This is a genomic window from Pseudomonas guariconensis (assembly GCF_015680235.1).
In the GTDB taxonomy this organism is placed as follows: domain Bacteria; phylum Pseudomonadota; class Gammaproteobacteria; order Pseudomonadales; family Pseudomonadaceae; genus Aquipseudomonas; species Aquipseudomonas guariconensis_A.
This window is the reverse complement of the sequence record NZ_JADLJL010000003.1, coordinates 16,897-35,232: the sequence shown is the minus strand read 5'-3', so window position 1 is coordinate 35,232 and position 18,336 is coordinate 16,897. Positions and strand designations below refer to the sequence as shown.

Annotated in this window: 13 protein-coding genes; 6 read left to right on the top strand and 7 right to left on the bottom strand. The window is 63.5% G+C overall.

Features of this window, described 5'->3' with window-relative positions; genetic code table 11:
- Positions 1-44 precede the first annotated feature (44 nt).
- Positions 45-2,600: a PepSY domain-containing protein gene (locus IRZ56_RS03425; RefSeq protein ID WP_196143642.1), complete on the bottom strand. Its 2,556-nt coding sequence runs from the start codon at positions 2,598-2,600 to the stop codon at positions 45-47.
- Between the two features lie 105 nt (positions 2,601-2,705).
- Complete coding sequence (locus IRZ56_RS03420; protein ID WP_196143641.1) at positions 2,706-4,943, bottom strand: TonB-dependent receptor; 2,238 nt, start codon at positions 4,941-4,943, stop codon at positions 2,706-2,708.
- A gap of 219 nt (positions 4,944-5,162) precedes the next feature.
- Here IRZ56_RS03420 and IRZ56_RS03415 point away from each other — a divergent pair, with 219 nt between their 5' ends.
- Both IRZ56_RS03415 and IRZ56_RS03410 read left to right on the top strand, forming a co-directional pair.
- Positions 5,163-5,843, top strand: coding sequence for a Fe2+-dependent dioxygenase (locus IRZ56_RS03415; RefSeq protein ID WP_196143640.1), 681 nt, complete (start codon positions 5,163-5,165; stop codon positions 5,841-5,843).
- Positions 5,844-5,846: 3 nt separating this feature from the next.
- Positions 5,847-6,596 carry a tetratricopeptide repeat protein gene (locus IRZ56_RS03410; protein ID WP_196143639.1) on the top strand — a complete coding sequence of 250 codons (750 nt, stop codon included), beginning with the start codon at positions 5,847-5,849 and terminating at the stop codon, positions 6,594-6,596.
- Between the two features lie 246 nt (positions 6,597-6,842).
- On the opposite strand, the gene IRZ56_RS03405 is transcribed toward IRZ56_RS03410, so the two are convergent.
- Positions 6,843-8,006: a type III PLP-dependent enzyme gene (locus IRZ56_RS03405; protein ID WP_196143638.1), complete on the bottom strand. Its 1,164-nt coding sequence runs from the start codon at positions 8,004-8,006 to the stop codon at positions 6,843-6,845.
- Between the two features lie 584 nt (positions 8,007-8,590).
- On the opposite strand from IRZ56_RS03405, the gene IRZ56_RS03400 reads away from it, so the two are divergent.
- The 4 genes from IRZ56_RS03400 (at position 8,591) to IRZ56_RS03385 (ending at position 14,374) form a co-directional block, all read left to right on the top strand.
- Positions 8,591-9,079, top strand: a complete 489-nt coding sequence (locus tag IRZ56_RS03400) for an RNA polymerase sigma factor (protein WP_196143637.1) — start codon at positions 8,591-8,593, stop codon at positions 9,077-9,079.
- A 17-nt stretch (positions 9,080-9,096) separates the two neighbouring features.
- Complete coding sequence (locus IRZ56_RS03395; RefSeq protein WP_196143636.1) at positions 9,097-10,059, top strand: FecR family protein; 963 nt, start codon at positions 9,097-9,099, stop codon at positions 10,057-10,059.
- 108 nt (positions 10,060-10,167) lie between these two features.
- Positions 10,168-12,597, top strand: a complete 2,430-nt coding sequence (locus tag IRZ56_RS03390) for a TonB-dependent receptor family protein (RefSeq protein WP_196143635.1) — start codon at positions 10,168-10,170, stop codon at positions 12,595-12,597.
- 193 nt (positions 12,598-12,790) lie between these two features.
- Complete coding sequence (locus IRZ56_RS03385; RefSeq protein WP_196143634.1) at positions 12,791-14,374, top strand: peptide chain release factor 3; 1,584 nt, start codon at positions 12,791-12,793, stop codon at positions 14,372-14,374.
- Between the two features lie 127 nt (positions 14,375-14,501).
- Here IRZ56_RS03385 and IRZ56_RS03380 read toward each other — a convergent pair whose 3' ends face one another.
- The 4 genes from IRZ56_RS03380 to IRZ56_RS03365 form a co-directional block, all read right to left on the bottom strand.
- Positions 14,502-15,581: a polyamine ABC transporter substrate-binding protein gene (locus IRZ56_RS03380; RefSeq protein ID WP_196143633.1), complete on the bottom strand. Its 1,080-nt coding sequence runs from the start codon at positions 15,579-15,581 to the stop codon at positions 14,502-14,504.
- A gap of 56 nt (positions 15,582-15,637) precedes the next feature.
- Positions 15,638-15,979 (bottom strand): cupin domain-containing protein, encoded by a 342-nt coding sequence (locus IRZ56_RS03375; RefSeq protein WP_196143632.1) that lies wholly within the window; start codon positions 15,977-15,979, stop codon positions 15,638-15,640.
- A gap of 32 nt (positions 15,980-16,011) precedes the next feature.
- Positions 16,012-17,418 (bottom strand): NAD(P)/FAD-dependent oxidoreductase, encoded by a 1,407-nt coding sequence (locus tag IRZ56_RS03370; RefSeq protein ID WP_196143631.1) that lies wholly within the window; start codon positions 17,416-17,418, stop codon positions 16,012-16,014.
- A 65-nt stretch (positions 17,419-17,483) separates the two neighbouring features.
- Entirely contained in the window at positions 17,484-18,284 is an 801-nt protein-coding gene (locus IRZ56_RS03365; RefSeq protein ID WP_196143815.1) for an AraC family transcriptional regulator, read from the bottom strand.
- Between the last annotated feature and the right edge of the window lie 52 nt (positions 18,285-18,336).

Sequence of the window (18,336 nt, the reverse complement as noted above, 5' to 3'; positions counted from 1 at the left end):
GGGCTCCTGTAGGAGCGGTCTTGTGCCGCGAAAGGGGTGCCTGATCAATACACATCCCGTCGATACCGCCCATCCTCGATCAGCTGCTGTACCACTTCACTCCCGAGGATGCCGTTGAGCGCTGCGTCTACACCGGCTGCCATGCCTTTCAAGCTGCCGCAGACATAAATGCATGCCCCATCGGCTACCCAGCGCTTGAGCGTCTCGGCCTGCTGCATCAACACATCCTGCACATACACCTTCTGCGCCTGGTCCCGCGAAAACGCCAGGTCCAACCGCTGCAGGTCACCCTTGGCCAGCCACGCGTGTAGCTCGTCAGCGCACAACAGGTCATGGGCCCGGTTGCGTTCGCCGAACAGCAGCCAGTTGCGTTGCTCGCCCTCGGCGATGCGCGCCTTGAGCAGGCTGCGCAGGCCGGCCAGGCCCGTGCCGTTGCCCACCAGGATCATAGGTGCCGGGGCATCGGGTAGGTGGAAGCCGCTGTTGCGCCGCAGGCGCACGCCGACGTTGCCGTGCACGGGCAGGTACTCGGTCAGCCAACCCGAGCCCAGGCCCAGGGTGCCGTCTGGGTGCCGTTCCTGGCGCACGATCAGCTCCAGCACGCCGTCGCTGGCGATCGAGGCAATGGAATATTCCCGGGCCGTGATGGGGATCAGGGCATCGACCAGGGCCTGGGCATGCAAGCCCACCAGGTGTTCGCGGCTTTTCGGCAATTGGCGGCTGGCCAGGGCCTGCCCGAGCGGTTCGCTCAGGCCGTCGAGTTGGACGGGCGTATCAGCATCCAGGCCCAGGCCAGCAAGCAGGGCATCGACGCGTGGCTGGCCATTGCGCGGCAGCACCTCCACAAGGTCACCGGCTTCCCAGGTCTGGGGGGCTTGTGGCTGCAGGCCGAGCAGGTAGACCGGCGCGCCCTGGCTGCCAGGGTTGAGCAAGGTTCGCTGGCGCAGGGTCCAGTTGGCGAAGCTCTGCGGTTGCCAGGCGTCGATCGGCTGGGCGCCGGTCAGTTGTGCCAGCTCTCGCTGCCATTGTTGCAGCGCGCCCTGGTCGGCGTTGTCCACTTCCACCGGGCTGAAGGCGCGGGTGGCGCCGCGTTCGGCCAGCCAGGCCTGAAGCCTGCGGGCGAAGCCGCAGAAGTGCGGATACTGGCGGTCGCCCAGGGCCAGTACCGCATAGCTGAGGTTGTCCAGCGCCCACGGCTGGCCCAGGGCCTTGCGTTCGAAAGTGCGCGCGCTGTCGGGTGCTTCGCCGTCGCCGAAGGTGCTGACCACGAACAACGCTCGCCTGGCTTGGCGCAGCTCGGCCTCGCCCAGCTCGGCCAGCGGGCGCACCTGCACCGGCAGGCCAGCCGCCTGCAGTTGCCCGGCGCTCTGCCAGGCCAGTTGCTCGGCGAAACCGCTTTGGCTGGCGAAGCCGATCAGCCAGCCGTCTGCGCCCGTGGCAGCGGGTGCGACGCTGCCGCGAGCTGCTTGGACTTGGCGTTTCTTGCGGCGGCGATCGAGGTACAACAGCCAGCCGGTGACGAAGAACAGCGGCATGGTGAGGCTGGCGAGGGTGACGATGATGCGCCCTGGCAGGCCGAAGTATTCGCCGACATGCAGGGCGTAGACGCTCTGCAGCAGCTGGGCCTTGAAGGATTTGTCGGTGTAGCGGTCGTGGCGTTTGACCTGGCCGGTGGCCGGGTCCAGCACCAAGGTGTTGAACGCACGTGGGTGGTCGGCATCGGCCAGGAGGTAGAACAGGTTGGCCGGCTGGCCGCCAACCGGTGGCAGACGCAAGTTGTACATGGCCAGGCCGGGGCCTGCGGCGTCCTTGAGGTTGGCCCAGATCGCGTCGTAGTCGACCACCAATGGCGGCGCGTTCTTGTCCACTTTTTGCGGGCCGTGGCGCCCGCGGCCTTCGCCACGTTTGTGCTGTTGGCCGGCAGCCGGTGCGTCGGCCAGCAGCTTATTCAGGCCTTCGCGGTACCATTCGTAGGACCAGAACAGGCCGGTAAGGGCGAACAGCAGGTAGAACAGCAGGCACCAGGTACCGGCCACCGCGTGCAGGTCCCAATTGAAGGCGCGGCCTTTCTTGGCCCAGTCGAAGGTCAGCCAGGTGCGCCAGTTCAGAGCCTGCCGCGGCCAGCGCAGGTACAGGCCGGAGAGGCAGAAGAAAATCAACATCAAGGTGCAAGCGCCGGTGATCTGCCGGCCGGTGTCGCCCATGGCCAGGAAGCGATGCAGCTGCAACATCAGGTTGAAGAAGCCCAGCCCGGCCACTTCGCCCTTGAGCTCGCCCGTGTACGGGTCGGCATAGCGCAGCTCGCCGCGGCGCTCGCCAGGCGGAGGCGTGAAGAAGATGCGTGCGGCATTGCCGTCACGGGTATCGACCCAAAGCATCGCCACCTTGTCGCCCTGGGCCGCCTCGACTCTGCGTACCAGTTCGGCCGGTGGCAGCACGCCTTCCTTGCGCACCTCGGCCTGGAGCGCGTGCGGGTTGAGCAGGCGCAGCAGCTCGTCCTGGAACGAATAGAGCGCGCCGGTGACGCCCATCAGTGCCAGCACCAGGCCGGCGGTGATGCCAAAGAACCAGTGCAATTGGAACAGCGACTTCTTCACCACATCGATCACCTTGTCTCGGCGCCGGGCAGGGCGCGGTGTGCATTATGCCTTGGTACGCGAAAGCCCCGCACATCGGAATGGGCGGGGCTTTTGTCGAGCTATGTATCAGAAGTGGAAGTTGGCGCTCATCAGGGCAGTACGTCCGGGTGCTACATGGGCGTAGTGGGGCGCGAATACCTGGTCGAAGTAACGCTTGTCGGTCAGGTTCTGCACGTTGAGCTGCAGGTCGACATTCTTGGTCAGGCGATAGGTCGCCATCGCGTCGTAACGCCAGTAAGACGGAACCTCGACCGAATTGGCCTCGTCGCCAAAGCGCGAGTCCACGAACGTAGCACCCGCACCGATGGTCAACTGCGGAACGACGTCGTAGGTAGACCAGAAGGTGAAGTTGTTACGCGGTGTGCTCGGCATGTGGTTGCCTTTGTTTGCCGGCGTAGTGGTCTTGACGATCTCGCTTTCCATGTAGGTGTAGCCGCCATAAACCTTCCACTTGCTCGTCAGGTTACCGGCATAGGTCAACTCAAGACCTTGGACGCGCTGCTCACCATCGAGCACCTGATACGTGGCGTTGTCTGGGTCAGTGACTCGAGCGTTGGTCTTGTCCGTGCGGAACAGGGCTGCGGTCAACGACAGGTTTTCGTCGAAGAAGTCCCACTTCGTACCGATCTCGTAGTTGCGGTTACGTTCCGGATCGAGGTTGCTATTGTTATTGGCCAAGTCCAGACCACCGTTGCCGGCAGTTTCGCCCGATGGGTTGCTGGAAGTCGACCAGGCCGCATAGATACTACCGTTGGGCAGCGGTTTGTAGACCACACCCAGTTGGTAGTTCCACAGGTGGGCATTGTTCTCGCGCGAGAAGTTGCCCGCTGGGCCATTTCGGCCGGCATTGGCGTAGCCGCTTGACTTGGTCTGGTAGTCGTCATAGCGCAGGCCCATGTTCAGCGACCATTGGTCATTGAATGTGAGGGTATCGAAGACATACGCAGCACTGGTCTTGGTATCGGTGTCGGTATAGGCCTTGCTGTCGGTGATGGTACCGGACCAAGCGTCATCTGGAGACGGGTCATAGAGGCTGGTGCAGTCACCGGAAGCCAGCAGGGCAGGGGTGCACTTGGTGCCCGTACCTGCAGCGGACTTGATGTCGTATCCGCGATTATGGGTATCGCTGTAGGTGAACTCCAAGCCGGTGACCAGGCTGTGCTCGATGAAGCCGGTATTGAACTTGGCGCTCAGGTCGGTCTGGTTGACCCAGCCTTTGGAGGTCGAGTTCCGGTTCTTGGTTGCGCGATAGACGGTCCCATCGGCAACGTTGCCCTTGCTATCGTCTGGGTTGGTGACAATGTAGTCGAGAGTCGAGCGCGACATGCGGAAGCTGTTGGACAGCGTCAGATTCTCGTTGAAGTCGTGCTCGATCTTGATCGTACCGCTGTCGTTGGTGGTCTTGCGGTAATCGCGGCCATTCAGGCCGTAGAAATTGTCGCGATCGACGTGGGCCGGTTTGTCGACATTGTATTTGCTGCGGTTGGCGCTGCGGTTCAGCGGAATGCCGTAGTCCGGCATGTCATCGGTCTTGAGATGGTAATAACCAACCGTCACACGGGTGTCGGTACCCAAGCCGAACGCAAAGGAAGGCGCAACCCCCCAACGGCTGACATCCACATCGTCTCGACCTGCGACATTAGCCTCATGTTTCATCAGGTTCAGGCGAAAGGCCGAAGTGTCGGTCAGCTGTTGGTTCAGATCCAGTGTGGTGCGCTTGGTCTGATCGGAGCCCCAGGTGAAACCACCGTTGTAGGCGTCACCGAGCTTGGCGGTTTTGGTCACCAGGTTCAGACTGCCGCCCGTGGAGCCGGCGCCGGTGAATGCAGAGCCCGGGCCTTTGCTGACTTCGATCGATTCGACGTTGAAGATTTCACGGCTTTGCGACGCCACGTCGCGCATGCCGTCAACGAATACGTCGCTTTCGGCGTTGAAGCCACGAATGATTGGACGATCCCCTGCAGGGTTGCCACCTTCGCCAGCGCCAAAGGTGATGCCGGGTGTGGTACGCAAGGCATCAACCAGGCTTGTAGCAGCCGTATCTCGAATGACTTGTTGAGGGATGACCGTCACGCTCTTGGGTGTCTCGCGCAGCGGCGCAGTGTATTTCTTCGAGGTGGCAGTATCGGTCTTGTAGCTGGTGGTTTCTTGTACCGCGTTGACACTGGTCGCATCCAGGGAAACGACGCCTTCTGGCTGTTCCGCGGCTTGGGCAAATTGGGTGACCGAAGAAGCAGTAATCGCCACGCCAATGGCAGAGGCAAGCAGACGTGGTGAACTCACAGCAGATGGCACGTGACGCATTTCGATGAACCTTCCCCAAGGTATGAAGTGCGCGGATCTTAATGTAAGCAATTGTGACTAACAATTGAGAACCGTTAACATTCGTGAGGAATTTACAATCTTTACAATTTCTCTTTACGGTTTTGGGTGGCTGAAACGTCGGAAGCGGCGAGTGGGGCTTGTAGGGCGTAAAAGTTAATCAATATCATTGGCGACTTTCCTCATTCCAGGTGCGCCACCATGCTGCTTCACATTCCCGGCCTGTTCGACGCCGACGAGCTGTCCCGCATCCGCGAGGCGCTGGAGCAGGCCGACTGGGCCGACGGCAAGGTCACGGCGGGCTACCAGTCGGCCAAGGCCAAGCACAACCTGCAGTTGCCCGAGGGGCATGCGCTGGCCAAGGAGATCGGCAGCGCCCTGATCGACCGTCTGTGGCGCAACCCTCGGTTCATGTCCGCGGCCTTGCCGCACAAGGTGTTCCCGCCGTTGATCAATTGCTACCGCGAAGGCGGTAATTTCGATTTCCATATCGACAACGCACTGCGCCAGCCCAAGGGCAGCCCGGAGCGGGTGCGCACCGACCTGTCCTCGACCCTGTTCCTGAGCGATCCGGACAGCTACGACGGCGGCGAGCTGGTGATCCAGGACACCTTCGGCACACAGCAGGTGAAGCTTGCGGCCGGCGACATGGTGCTGTACCCCGGCACCAGCCTGCACAAGGTCAACCCGGTGACCCGCGGTGTGCGCTATGCGGCGTTCTTCTGGACCCAGAGCCTGGTGCGCGAGGACAGCCAGCGGGCCCTGCTGTTCGAGATGGACAACGCCATCCAGCAATTGACCGCCGACGTGCCCGATCACCCCTCGCTGTTGCAACTGACCGGTACCTACCACAACCTGCTGCGCCGTTGGGCCGAGGTCTGAGCCGTGTCCTATCCGTTGCATCGCGAGGAAATCGTCGATACCGCCGACTTGCAGGCCATGCTCGAAGACAGCCCCGGCAAGGCTGCCCAAGCGATCCTGGCAGCTGCAGGGCAGGGCGTGGTGCAGGCCCAGTTGCTGCTGGGGCAGATTCTGCTCGATGGGCGCGGCATCGAGCGCGACCCGGTGCTGGCACGGCAGTGGTTCGGTATCGCTGCCCAGGGTGGCAGCGCCATGGGGCACAACATGTTGGGGCGTTGCCTGGAGCACGGCTGGGGAGGCGAGGTCAGCCTTGCGCAGGCGGCCATCCATTATGCGCACGCGGCCGACGCCGGCCTGGATTGGGGGCTCTACAACCTGGGCAACCTCCTGGCGACCGGGCGCGGCGTGAAGACCAACCAGGCGCAGGCGTTGGCCTGCTATGAGAAAGCCGCGCACATGGGCCACGCCAAGTCGATGAACCTGTACGGGCGTTACCTGGAACAGGGAATCGCCACGGCCGCCAGCCCGGCGCGTGCCATGCGCTGGTATCGGCGTTCGGCCGAGGCTGGGGATTTTCGTGGGATGTTCAGCCTGGCGATGGTCCTCATCGAACGAGGGCAGATGTCCGAGGCAGGCCCTTGGTTGGAGCGCGCACGCAGCGAAGGCAACCTGAACTTCCTGCGCAGCGCCTTGGCCACGCTGCTCGGCGCAGGGCCGATGTTGGCGGAGCATGCTGCGGCCTATGCCGCCGAACTGGACACGCGCGCGGCCTGACCCGACGCTCCCCACAGCCCGGCCCTAGCAAGCGCGGGCTTGTCCCGCGAAGCGGATGGACGTGCGGGAGGTGAACGTGCCGGAGTTCGTCAGGTTCGACCAGTACCGACGCCGCTGATCGGCATGATGGAGAAACGGGGCCGCTGCGTGCCCCATCGCGGGACAAGCCCGTTCCTACAGGGAGACGCGATCCTCTGTAGGAGCGGGCTTGTCCCGCGATGGGGCGCGAAGCGGCCCCGCTCTGCTTTACAGGTAGAACGCCTTCAGCGGCGGGAAACCATTGAACTCCACCGCGCTGTAGCTGGTGGTGTAGGCGCCGGTCGACAGCCAGTACAGGCGGTCGCCGATGGCCAGGTTCAGCGGCAGGCCGTACTTGTAGTGCTCGTACATGATGTCGGCGCTGTCGCAGGTGGGGCCGGCGATGACCACTTCTTCCATCTCGCCTTTCTTCTCGGTCCAGATCGGGAACTTGATGGCTTCGTCCATGGTTTCGATCAGGCCGGAGAACTTGCCCACGTCGGTGTATACCCAGCGCTCTACCGCGGTGCGCGACTTGCGCGCCACCAGCACCACTTCGCTGACCAGGATGCCGGCGTTGGCGATCAACGAGCGGCCCGGCTCGAGGATGATTTCCGGCAGGTCATCGCCGAAGTCTTCCTTGAGGAAGCGGATGATTTCCTCGGCGTAGGTTTCCAGGCTGTTGGTGCGGGTGATGTAGTTGGCCGGGAAGCCGCCACCCATGTTGATCATCTTCAGTTCGATGCCGTCTTCGTCCTTCAGGCGCTCGAAGATCACCTTCACTTTGGCGATAGCCGCGTCCCAGACGCTGATGTCGCGCTGCTGGGAGCCCACGTGGAACGACACGCCGTACGGCACCAGGCCCAGATCGCGGGCGAGGATCAGCAGGTCCATGGCCATGTCGGTCTGGCAACCGAACTTGCGCGACAGCGGCCAGTCGGCGGTGGTGGAGCCTTCGGTGAGGATACGTACGTACACCTTCGAACCCGGGGCGGCCTTGGCGATGTTGCGCAGGTCAGCCTCGGAATCGGTGGCGTACAGGCGCACGCCCTTCTCGTAGAAGTAGCGGATGTCCTTGGACTTCTTGATGGTGTTGCCGTAGCTGATGCGGTCGGCGCTGACACCCTGGTTCATCACCTTGTCCAGCTCGTAGATCGAAGCGATGTCGAAGTTCGAGCCCTTGTCCTTGAGCAGGTCGATGATCTCGACCGCCGGGTTCGCCTTGACGGCGTAGTACACCTTGGCGAACTCGAAACCGGCGCGCAGGTCATCGTAGGCCTGGCTGATGATCTGGGTATCGATGAGTACGAACGGGGTTTCCTGCTTGTCGGCGAACGCCTTCATCTTCTGGAAGGTTTCGCGCGCGAAATAATCTTCGACCTGGATCGACATGCTGAGGGACTCCATGGGCAAACTGAAAATGTAAGTGGCAACAAACTGAACGTCCTCCGTATCCCCACTTTGGTTCGCCTACTTCCCAAGGCATGTCGCCGAAAGCAAAAAGGTCAACCGTGCCCGTGAAGCGGAGCGGCGGGTGACCTTGCTGTCTCGTCGTCAGTACTTGAGCCGGATGGATCGTTTCCAGCATGGACGTTCGGCGCGCACTTTAGGGCGTGAACAAAGCAAGATCAACAGGCAATCCCGGCGTGTTGGCCGCGGATCGACGACCAGCTCATGGAATAACCGACTCATGTGACCGGCTGATGTTCCCCAGGGGTTGGAAGGCGTAAAAAATTGTGGAATGGAGAGTGATTGCCCGCTCGCGGGTAAACCCGATCCCACAGGGTTTTCAAGGCTCCCGTGGGCACAGGTTTACCGGCGAAAAAGCCGGAGGTGTTCATATTTATGGCCACATTCGTCTGGTACGCCTGTGCCGGTAAAAAGGCATAAATTTTTTGTTACCGACTGACGGATTTGCTGTGCTTGATGAGAAGCATTACTATTCGCAGCCTTCTCCGCCTCCCTGATGACCGACTGTGTCCGGACCCAAAGGCTTCCTCGACCACTACCACGAGCTGATCGGCACCTGGACACGCAAACTGCGCAGCCGCCCCCAGGCCGAGGACCTCGCCCATGATGCCTTCGTGCGGGTGCTGGAAAACCCACGCCAGGCCGTCGAGCAGCCGCGCGCCTACCTGCACCAGACGGCCCGCAATATCGCCGTGGACGGCTACCGCCGTGACGACCGACGCCAAGCCCTGGAAGAAGGGATGTTCGACGCCGGCCACGCAGGCAATGGTGACCCCGAAGCCTATGTACACGCCCTGGAGCTGGCCGACTGCGTCGAGCGGGCCTTGGCCGAGCTGCCGGTCAATTGCCGGCGGGTGTTCGTCTGGCAGAAGCTCGAGGGGCTGAGCCAGGCCGAGATCGCCGAGCGCATGGGGCTGAGCAAGAACATGGTCGAAAAGTATATGATCCGCACGCTCCGGCATCTGCGTGAGCACCTGGATGTGTCGACCAGATGAGTCAGGAGACCCTTTGCATGAAACAGCCCGGCGCCCTGGACGTGCGTGAACAAGCCGCCGCGTGGTTCGCCCGCATCAACGATGGGCCTGCAGATGACCACGTGCGGGCGCAGTTGCAGCATTGGCTAGACGCCGACCCGCGCCACCGTGAGGAATACGAGCTGCTCGGCCGGTTATGGCTGGCCGCAGACCGAATTCCCCGCGAGCGGCTCCAGGCGCTGTGCGAACCTGCCCCGGTCAGGCAATTACCGCGTCGGCGCTTCCTACAGCAGGCCCTGGCTGCGAGCGTGGGCATCGCCGCCCTGGGGCTGGGCTGGCGCGGCTGGCAATACCAACGCGAGCATCATCGACAGGACCTGCAGACGGCCCTGGGTGAGCGCCGCCAGGTCGAGCTGCCGGATGGCTCGCGGCTCGAGCTGAACGGCGGCACCCGCCTGGGTGTGCGTTTCAGCGCGGGCCAGCGGCAGGTCGTGCTCGAAGCTGGCGAGGTGATGTTCAACGTTGCCCACGACAGCACCCGGCCGTTCGTGGTGGAAACTGCCCAGGGCAAGGTCACCGTGACCGGTACCCGTTTCGATGTACGCCTGGACCCTGGCCAGACCCGGGTGGCAGTCGAGCAGGGCGCCGTGCGGGTGCAAGGGGCTTCGGGTTCGCTGGCGCAACTGACGGCGGGCCTGGGCTCGCACATCGGCGCGCAGGGGCAGGTGGCCCAACCCTACCCGGTGAACGCCGCGGCCCTGACCGCTTGGCGCCAGGGCAAACTGGTGTTCGACGATGCCACCCTGGCCGAGGTGGTCGCCGAAGTGTCCCGCTACCGGGCCCGGCCGCTTCGTGTCGCCCCGGGCAAGGTGGCTGGGCTCAGGCTTTCCAGCACCTTCAATATCGATGACACCGACGCTCTGCTGCGGGCCCTGCCGAGCATCCTGCCGGTGGCGATCAAGGCCCACCCTGACGGCTCCAGCGAAATTATTTCGAAATAGATTCAGGTTTTTTTCCGCTCGTTCGTCTTCCTCGCCAGCTGCAACTGCCAAGCATTTCCATTTGCGTGCGGTTGGCGTTTATCCCGTTTTTCAGGATCTTTCGACGACGTGAACAACAACAAGCCCTTCCAGCGTTTTCGCATTCTCGCCCTGGCCCTGGCGGTCAGCGCCGCCACTGCCAACGCTCATGCCGAGCAAGCCCTGGCGGCCATCCAGATCCAGGCCCAGCCGTTGGCCTCGGCCTTGAGTCAGCTCGGCCAGCAAACCCGTCTGCAACTGTTCTTCAGCCCCGAGCTGGTGGCGGGCAAGCAGGCCCCTGCGGTGTCGGGCGACCTGGCGCCGGAACAGGCCCTGCAGCAGTTGCTGCTGGGCAGTGGGCTGACGTATGAAATGTCCCAGGACACCGTAGTGGTCAAGCCGGCCCAGGCCGCCGGCTCGCTCACCACCGGCAGCCTGGAGCTGGCGCCCACCGATATCAAGGTGGTGGGCGACTGGCTGGGCGATGCTGAGCAGAGCGTGGTGCAGAACCACCCCGGCGCGCGCACCGTGGTGCGTCGTGAGGCCATGGTGGAGAAGGGTGCGATGAATGTGCGTGACGTGCTGCGCGGCATCCCCGGCGTGCAGGTGCAGGACTCCAACGGCACCGGTGGCAGCGACCTGTCGCTGAACGTCGGCGTGCGCGGCCTGACCTCACGCCTGTCGCCGCGCTCGACCGTGCTGATAGATGGGATCCCGGCGGCCTTCGCGCCCTATGGCCAGCCGCAGTTGTCCATGGCACCGATTTCCTCAGGCAACCTGGACAGCATCGACGTGGTGCGCGGTGCAGGCTCTGTACGCTATGGCCCGCAGAACGTCGGAGGGGTGATCAACTTCGTCACCCGGGCGATCCCCGAGAAGGCCTCCGGTGAATTGTCCACCACCCTGGAAACCTCCCAGCATGGCGGTTGGAAGCACACCGAGTCGGCCTTCGTCGGCGGCACCGCCGACAACGGTATGGGCGTGGCGCTGCTGTACACCGGCGTCAATGGCGACGGTTACCGCAGCAGCAACAACGACAACGATATCGACGATGTCATGCTCAAGACCCACTGGGCGCCTACCGACAGCGACGAGTTCTGGCTCAACTTCCATTACTACGATGGCCGCGCCGACATGCCCGGCGGCCTGACCCAGGCCCAGTTCGACCAGGACCCCTTCCAGTCGGTGCGCGACTATGACTACTTCGCCGGCCGGCGCAAGGACGTGTCGTTCAAGTGGCAGCGCCAGATCGACGATGCGACGCAGTTCGAGGTGCTGACCTACTACACCGACAGTTTCCGCGGCAGCTCCATCGCCTCGCGGGACATGAAGACGCTGTCGTCGTACCCGCGCAACTATCACACCTTCGCCATCGAGCCGCGCGTGTCGCGCATCTTCTTCGCCGGCCCCACCACCCAGGAAGTCAGCGTTGGCTATCGCTACCTGAAGGAGGCCATGCGCGAGCAGTCGACCCGCCTGGGGCTGGTCGACAACGTGCCCACGCCGGTACCAGGCTCCGATGGCCATGTGTTCCAGGACCGCAGCGGTGGTACCGAGGCCAGCGCCTACTACATCGACGACAAGATCGATGTCGGCAACTGGACCATCACGCCGGGCATCCGCTTCGAGCACATCAACACTGACTGGCGTGACCGCCCGGTGATCGGGGCCAATGGTAGCCCGGTGGCGGAGAAGAAGCGCAGCATCACCAGCAACGAGCCGCTGCCGGCGCTGAGCGTGATGTACCACCTTTCCGACGCCTGGAAGCTGTTCGCCAACTACGAGACATCCTTCGGCAGCCTGCAGTATTTCCAGCTCGGCCAGGGCGGGACTGGCAACAGCACGGCCAATGGCCTGGAGCCGGAAAAGGCCAAGACCTACGAGATCGGTACGCGCTATGACAACGGCGACTGGGCCGGTGAGCTGACGGCGTTCTACATCGACTTCGACGACGAGTTGCAGTACATCAGCAACGATGTGGGCTGGACCAACCTGGGCGCTACCAAGCACCAGGGCATCGAGGCCTCGGTACGCTATGACCTGTCCGGCCTCGACCCGCGCCTGCAAGGGCTGTCGGCCAATGCCGGCTACACCTATACCCGTGCGACCTATGAAGGCGAGATCCCGGGCTTCAAGGGCCGCGACCTGCCGTTCTACTCGCGCCAGGTTGCCACTGCCGGCCTGCGCTACGAGATCAACCGCTGGACCTGGAACCTCGACGCCTATGCCCAATCCAAGCAGCGCGCGCCGGGGACCGGGATCAATTCCGATGGCAGCTTCAACGGCGACTACATCACCGAGCCGAGTGCCGACGGGCAGTACGGCGATATTCCGGGCTACGTGACCTGGCATGTGCGCGGCGGGTACGACTTCGGGCCGCAGGCGTCGAACCTCAAGGTGGCGGCGGGGGTGAAGAACCTCTTCGACAAGCAGTATTACACCCGCTCCAGCGACAACAACGCCGGGCTGTATGTAGGCGAGCCGCGTACGTTCTATGTGCAGGCCAGTGTAGGGTTCTGATGACGAGCTGGGCCGCTCTGCGGCCCTTTTGTGGCACAAGGCCGCTCCTACAGGATTGCACCGTACCTGTAGGAGCGGCCTTGTGCCGCGAATAGGGGCGCGAAGCGGCCCCAGCGATTCGTCGGATTTTGGCCGGCGGCTCGACTTCAGGTATGATACTGCCCCTTTTTGAACCCCAGTCAGGCGATTTCCCATGACCAACCAGGCCGCCGAAGTCGCGAAGCGCCGCACTTTCGCAATCATTTCCCACCCCGACGCCGGTAAGACGACCATCACCGAGAAGCTCTTGCTGATGGGCAAGGCGATTGCCGTTGCCGGTACCGTGAAGTCGCGCAAGTCCGACCGCCACGCCACCTCCGACTGGATGGAAATGGAGAAGCAGCGCGGCATCTCCATCACCACCTCGGTGATGCAGTTCCCGTATCGCGAGCACATGATCAACCTGCTCGACACCCCCGGCCACGAGGACTTCTCCGAAGACACCTACCGCACCCTGACCGCGGTGGACTCGGCGCTGATGGTGCTCGACGGCGGTAAAGGCGTAGAGCCGCGTACCATCGCCCTGATGGACGTGTGCCGCCTGCGCGACACGCCCATCGTCAGCTTCATCAACAAGCTCGACCGGGACATCCGCGACCCGATCGAACTGCTCGACGAGATCGAGGCGGTGCTGAAGATCAAGGCCGCGCCGATCACCTGGCCGATCGGTTGCTACCGTGACTTCAAGGGCGTGTATCACCTGACCGGCGACTACATCGTGGTCTATACCCCGGGCCACGGCCACGAGCGCACCGAAGCCAAGATCATCGAGAAGCTCGACTCCGACGAAGCCCGCGCGCACCTGGGTGACCAGTACGACGCGTTCGTCGAGCAGCTGGAGCTGGTGCAGGGCGCTTGCCATGAATTCAACCAGGAAGAGTTCATCAACGGCCAGCTGACCCCGGTGTTCTTCGGTACCGCGCTTGGCAACTTCGGTGTCGACCATGTGCTCGATGCTGTCGTCGACTGGGCGCCGCGCCCGCTGGGCCGCGTCGCCCACGAGCGGACCGTCGAGCCCGTCGAGGAAAAATTCACCGGTTTCGTGTTCAAGATCCAGGCGAACATGGACCCCAAGCACCGCGACCGTATCGCCTTCATGCGCATCTGCTCGGGCAAGTACGAAAAGGGCATGAAAATGCGCCACGTGCGCCTGGGCAAGGACCTGCGCATCGGCGACGCGCTGACCTTCTTCTCCTCCGAGCGTGAACAGCTCGAGGAAGCCTATGCCGGCGATATCATCGGCCTGCACAACCACGGCACCATCCAGATCGGCGACACCTTCACCGAAGGCGAGGCGCTGGGCTTCACCGGCATTCCGCACTTCGCCCCGGAACTGTTCCGCCGCGTGCGCCTGAAGGACCCGCTCAAGTCCAAGCAACTGCGTCAGGGCCTGCAGCAGCTGGCCGAAGAGGGCGCGACCCAGGTGTTCTTCCCCGAGCGCAGCAACGACATCATCCTCGGTGCGGTCGGTGTGCTGCAGTTCGACGTGGTCGCCAGCCGCCTGAAGGAAGAGTACAAGGTCGAGTGCGCCTACGAGCCGATCACCGTCTGGTCGGCACGCTGGATCAGCTGCGACGACAAGAAGAAGCTCGAGGAATTCCAGAACAAGGCCATGGAGAACCTGGCCATCGATGGCGGCGGCCACCTGACTTACCTGGCGCCGACCCGGGTCAACCTGTCGCTGATGGAAGAGCGCTGGCCGGATGTGACCTTCCGCGCTACCCGCGAGCACCATTGATCCCTGGCGCCAGGTCTGGACCTTATGATCTGGCCCCTCGCCGGCAAGCCGGCCCACAGGTATGGCACAAACCTCTTTGTGGGAGCCGGCTTGCCGGCGATGGGGTCGATGAGGCTCTACAGGGCCGTCAATTCCCGGCCTTGATGCTGGTCCACATCCGCGTCCTGATCCGGTCGATCTTCGCCGGCATCGCCTCCAAGGCATACAGCTTGCCCAGCACCTCGTCACTGGGGTAGATCATGCTGTTGGCCTTGAGCTGCGGATCCACCAGAGGGTCGGCCTTGAGGTTGCCGTTGGCGTACTGCACGTGGTCGCTGATGCTGGCCATCACCTGCGGTTGCAACAGGTAGTTCATGTAGGCATAGGCGGCCTTCTCGTCCGGCGCGTCGGCCGGCATGGCCACCATGTCGAACCACAGCGGTGCGCCTTCCTTGGGTATCGAATAGCCCACCTTCACCCCGTTGTGCGCCTCCTCGGCGCGGTTCTTCGCCTGCAGCACATCGCCCGAGAACCCCACTACCACGCATACATCGCCATTGGCCAGGTCGCCTATGTACTTGGACGAATGGAAGTAGCTGATGTTGGGGCGCACCTGCATCAGCAGCGCCTTGGCCTTGTCGTAGTCGGCCGGGTTACGGCTGTGATGCGGCAGGCCCAGGTAATGCAGCGCGATCGGTAGCAGCTCGGGCCCGTTGTCCAGCACGGCGACGCCGCAGCTTTTGAGCTTGGAAATGTACTCGGGCTTGAAGATCAGGTCCCAGGAATCCACCGGGGCGTTGTCGCCAAGCACGGCCTTGACCTTGTCGATGTTGTAGCCGATGCCGGTGCTGCCCCACAGGTATGGGAAGCCGTACTGGTTGCCCGGGTCGTTCACTTCCAGGGCCTTGAGCAGCACCGGGTTGAGGTTGTGCCAGTTGGGCAGCTGGCTTCTGTCGAGCTTTTTCAGCGCCTTGCCCTGGATTTGCCGGGCCATGAAATGGTTGGAGGGAAATACCACGTCGTAACCGGAATTACCGGTCATCAACTTGCCGTCGAGGGTCTCGTTGCTGTCGAACACATCGTAGGTGGGCACGATGCCGGTGGCTTGCTGGAACTGCTTGAGCGTATCGGGGGCGATGTAGCTGGACCAGTTGTAGATCTTCACCGAGTCGCTGGCATGGGCCGCGCAGGCGGCGAGCATCAGGGGGGCGAGAAGAAGCGTGCGCATGTCCGGTATACCTTGCTTGGTTTGTTGTTATCGAAGGGCGGCAGGCGAGTGGTGAATCAGAAAATCAGCACGTAGGTCTTGCGCACCGTCTCCTGGATGTCCCAGGTACCGGTGCTGTTGGCCGGTAGCATCAGGGCGTCTCCGGCTTCGATCTGCAAGGGCTCGCCCCCGTCGGGGGTGAAGGTGCAGCGGCCTTTGACGAAGTGGCAGAACTCCTGCTGCACGATCTGTCGCCGCCAGCGCCCGGGCGTGCATTCCCAGATGCCGGTCTCGACGCCGTCGTTGCGTTCGACGCAGGTCGTCGAAGTGACCGCGACCGGCTCGCCGAGAGGGACGGCGACCGGGGTGGAGCTGCCCAGGATGGCGCTGTCGGTGTGCTTGAACTGGGTGATGCTCATGGGGGTGGATCCTCTGTGGCGATGAAGGGGAATCAGCGCATGAAGCCTTCCATGAAGTCGGCAAGGCTGCTGGCCAGGTGCCTGCGCCAGGGCGCGCGGGCAGGGTTGGCCAAGGTCTGGTCTTCATGCACGAAGCTTCGAATGATCGCGTTGTAGCCCAGCCATCGGCAGGGCTCGGGTGGCCAGCTGGCCAGGCTCGACAGCGGGCGGTTGTCGTACACCCAGGGCTGTGCGGTCAGGGCGTTGTGCTGGTCGAGAATCAACGCGGCCAAGGTGCGTCCGCCCAGGTTGGTGGCACCGACACCTTCGCCGCCATAGCCGCCGGCCAGGGCGATGCCACGTTGGCGGTCGCACAGCATGTGCGGGTGGAAGCGTCGGGCCATGCCCAGGTTGCCGCCCCACGAATGGGTGATGCGCACGTCCTTGAGTTGTGGGAACAGCTCGCTGAACAGGTAGCGGCGCAGGGCGATCTCGGCATCGGTGAGGCTGAAGTCTTCCCGCAGTCGCCCGCCGAAGCGGTAGCCGCCACGGGCTCCAAACACCAGGCGGTTATCGGCGGTGCGCTGGCCATAGGTGACCTGGCGGCTGCTTTCGCTGAAGGCCTGGCCCTGACTCAGGCCGATGCTCGCCCAGGTCGACTCCGGTAACGGCTCGGTCGCCACCAGCAGGCTTTGCACAGGTAACTGATGACGGCCCAAAGGCGGCAGGCTGGCGGCGTAGCCTTCCACTGCCGGCACCACCCAATGGCTGCGGATCGTGGCCTGTGGCGTGCGCACTTCGCCGGGGCGCCAGTCGATGGCGGGGGTGTTCTCGTAGAGAGCAACGCCCAGGCCTTCGACCACGCGCGCCAGGCCCCGGACCAGCTTGGCGGGCTGGATGGTCGCGGTGTGGGGGCTGAAGATCGCGCCATAGGCATTGCTGACCCGCAATTGGGCGCCGAGCTGCTCCGGGCCCAGCCAGCGGTAGTCGTCCGCGGTCATGCCCTGGCGGTACAGGCCGTCCAGATAGGCGCGCAGGCTGCGCTCCTGTTCGGGGTAGCGGGCCGCGCAATAGAGCACGCCGCCCTTGCGATAATCGCAGTCGATGCCCTCGCGCTGCAGCACGCCCTGGACTTCATCGGGGATCGCATGCAGCAGGTCGATGCTGGCACGACGTTGCTGCGGCGAAAGGCTGGCGAGCATGCGGTCTTCGCCCAGCAGGTTGCCCATCAGCCACCCGCCGTTGCGCCCGGAGGCGCCGAAGCCTGCGATATGGGCGTCGATCACCGCGATGCTCAGGTGCGGCGCCTGGCGCTTGAGGTAGTAGGCCGTCCACAGCCCGGTGTAGCCGGCACCGATGATGCACACGTCCACCGTCAGGTCCTGGCCCAGGGCCGGGCGTGCGCAGAGGGGGTCGTCGAGCTGGTCCATCCAGAGGCTGATCGTGCGCCAGGGTTGCATGGTGCTGCGGCTCCACATCCATAAAAGGTCTGTGGCGATCCTAGTGGGGCGGGGTGGCGGCTGTCCTACGTGCGTGCACGCAGGGAAATTTGCTTCACATAGGCTTTGGGCGATAACCCTGTGTGTTCGCGAAAGCACTTGTAGAACGCCGAGAGCGAATTGAAGCCGGCGGCGAAGGCCAGGTCATCGACCGGCATGTGCGTGCAGCTGTCGTCCAGGCTGGCCAGCAGGTGCTGCAGGCGCGCCTGGTTGACGTAGCGGTAGAAGCTCTGCCCTAGCACCTGGTTGAGCAGGTAGGAGATCTGGTTGCGGCTGTAGCCGCTGGCTTCGGCGACCTGCTGCAGGTCCAGCTCCGGGTCGAGGTAGGGGCGCTGGCGCTGGAAGTAATGTTCCAGGTCCTGGGCCATGGTCGACAACTGGCGGGGCGACAGGCCAAGGCGGCTGGTAGCCGGTCGTGGGTTGCTGCGGTCGGAGCCTTTGGCATCGCGGCGTACCAGGGTGGCGTACTCGTTGATGCGCCAGATCAGCCCGTCCTTGACGGTGATCGCTTCGCTGGACTGGAACGCCACCAGCCCGTCGCCGCCCTGGACCGTGACCTGGTACTGGATGAAGGCAGTGCAGCCGTCCACGCGGATGCGGTCGCTGTGGACGATGTCCTCACCAGCGGCATGGGGCAGGCTGGCGCGCACATAGTCGCGCAGCTCATCGAAGCCGAGTACGCGGTTCTGAAAGAAGTCGTGGTACTGGATGTCCGGGTGGTAGAGCGCCATGACGCCGTCGAGATCGCGGTGCTTCCAGCAGAGGTGGTAGCGCAGCACGGTGTCGGCGGTGAGCGGGGTTTGCTCGGGGGTGTCGGCGAGGGTCATGGCGGGATAGTGCCCTGGCCGGGCGTGGGTGACAAGGCCAGGGCAGGCGTTG

What these genes read in the sequence shown, in the direction of transcription:
- IRZ56_RS03420 (WP_196143641.1), bottom strand. Translation starts at nt 4,943, where the DNA reads ATGCGTCACGTGCCATCTGCTGTGAGTTCACCACGTCTGCTTGCCTCT.
- IRZ56_RS03415 (WP_196143640.1), top strand. Translation starts at nt 5,163, where the DNA reads ATGCTGCTTCACATTCCCGGCCTGTTCGACGCCGACGAGCTGTCCCGC.
- IRZ56_RS03405 (WP_196143638.1), bottom strand. Translation starts at nt 8,006, where the DNA reads ATGTCGATCCAGGTCGAAGATTATTTCGCGCGCGAAACCTTCCAGAAG.
- IRZ56_RS03395 (WP_196143636.1), top strand. Translation starts at nt 9,097, where the DNA reads ATGAAACAGCCCGGCGCCCTGGACGTGCGTGAACAAGCCGCCGCGTGG.
- IRZ56_RS03385 (WP_196143634.1), top strand. Translation starts at nt 12,791, where the DNA reads ATGACCAACCAGGCCGCCGAAGTCGCGAAGCGCCGCACTTTCGCAATC.
- IRZ56_RS03380 (WP_196143633.1), bottom strand. Translation starts at nt 15,581, where the DNA reads ATGCGCACGCTTCTTCTCGCCCCCCTGATGCTCGCCGCCTGCGCGGCC.
- IRZ56_RS03375 (WP_196143632.1), bottom strand. Translation starts at nt 15,979, where the DNA reads ATGAGCATCACCCAGTTCAAGCACACCGACAGCGCCATCCTGGGCAGC.
- IRZ56_RS03370 (WP_196143631.1), bottom strand. Translation starts at nt 17,418, where the DNA reads ATGCAACCCTGGCGCACGATCAGCCTCTGGATGGACCAGCTCGACGAC.
- IRZ56_RS03365 (WP_196143815.1), bottom strand. Translation starts at nt 18,284, where the DNA reads ATGACCCTCGCCGACACCCCCGAGCAAACCCCGCTCACCGCCGACACC.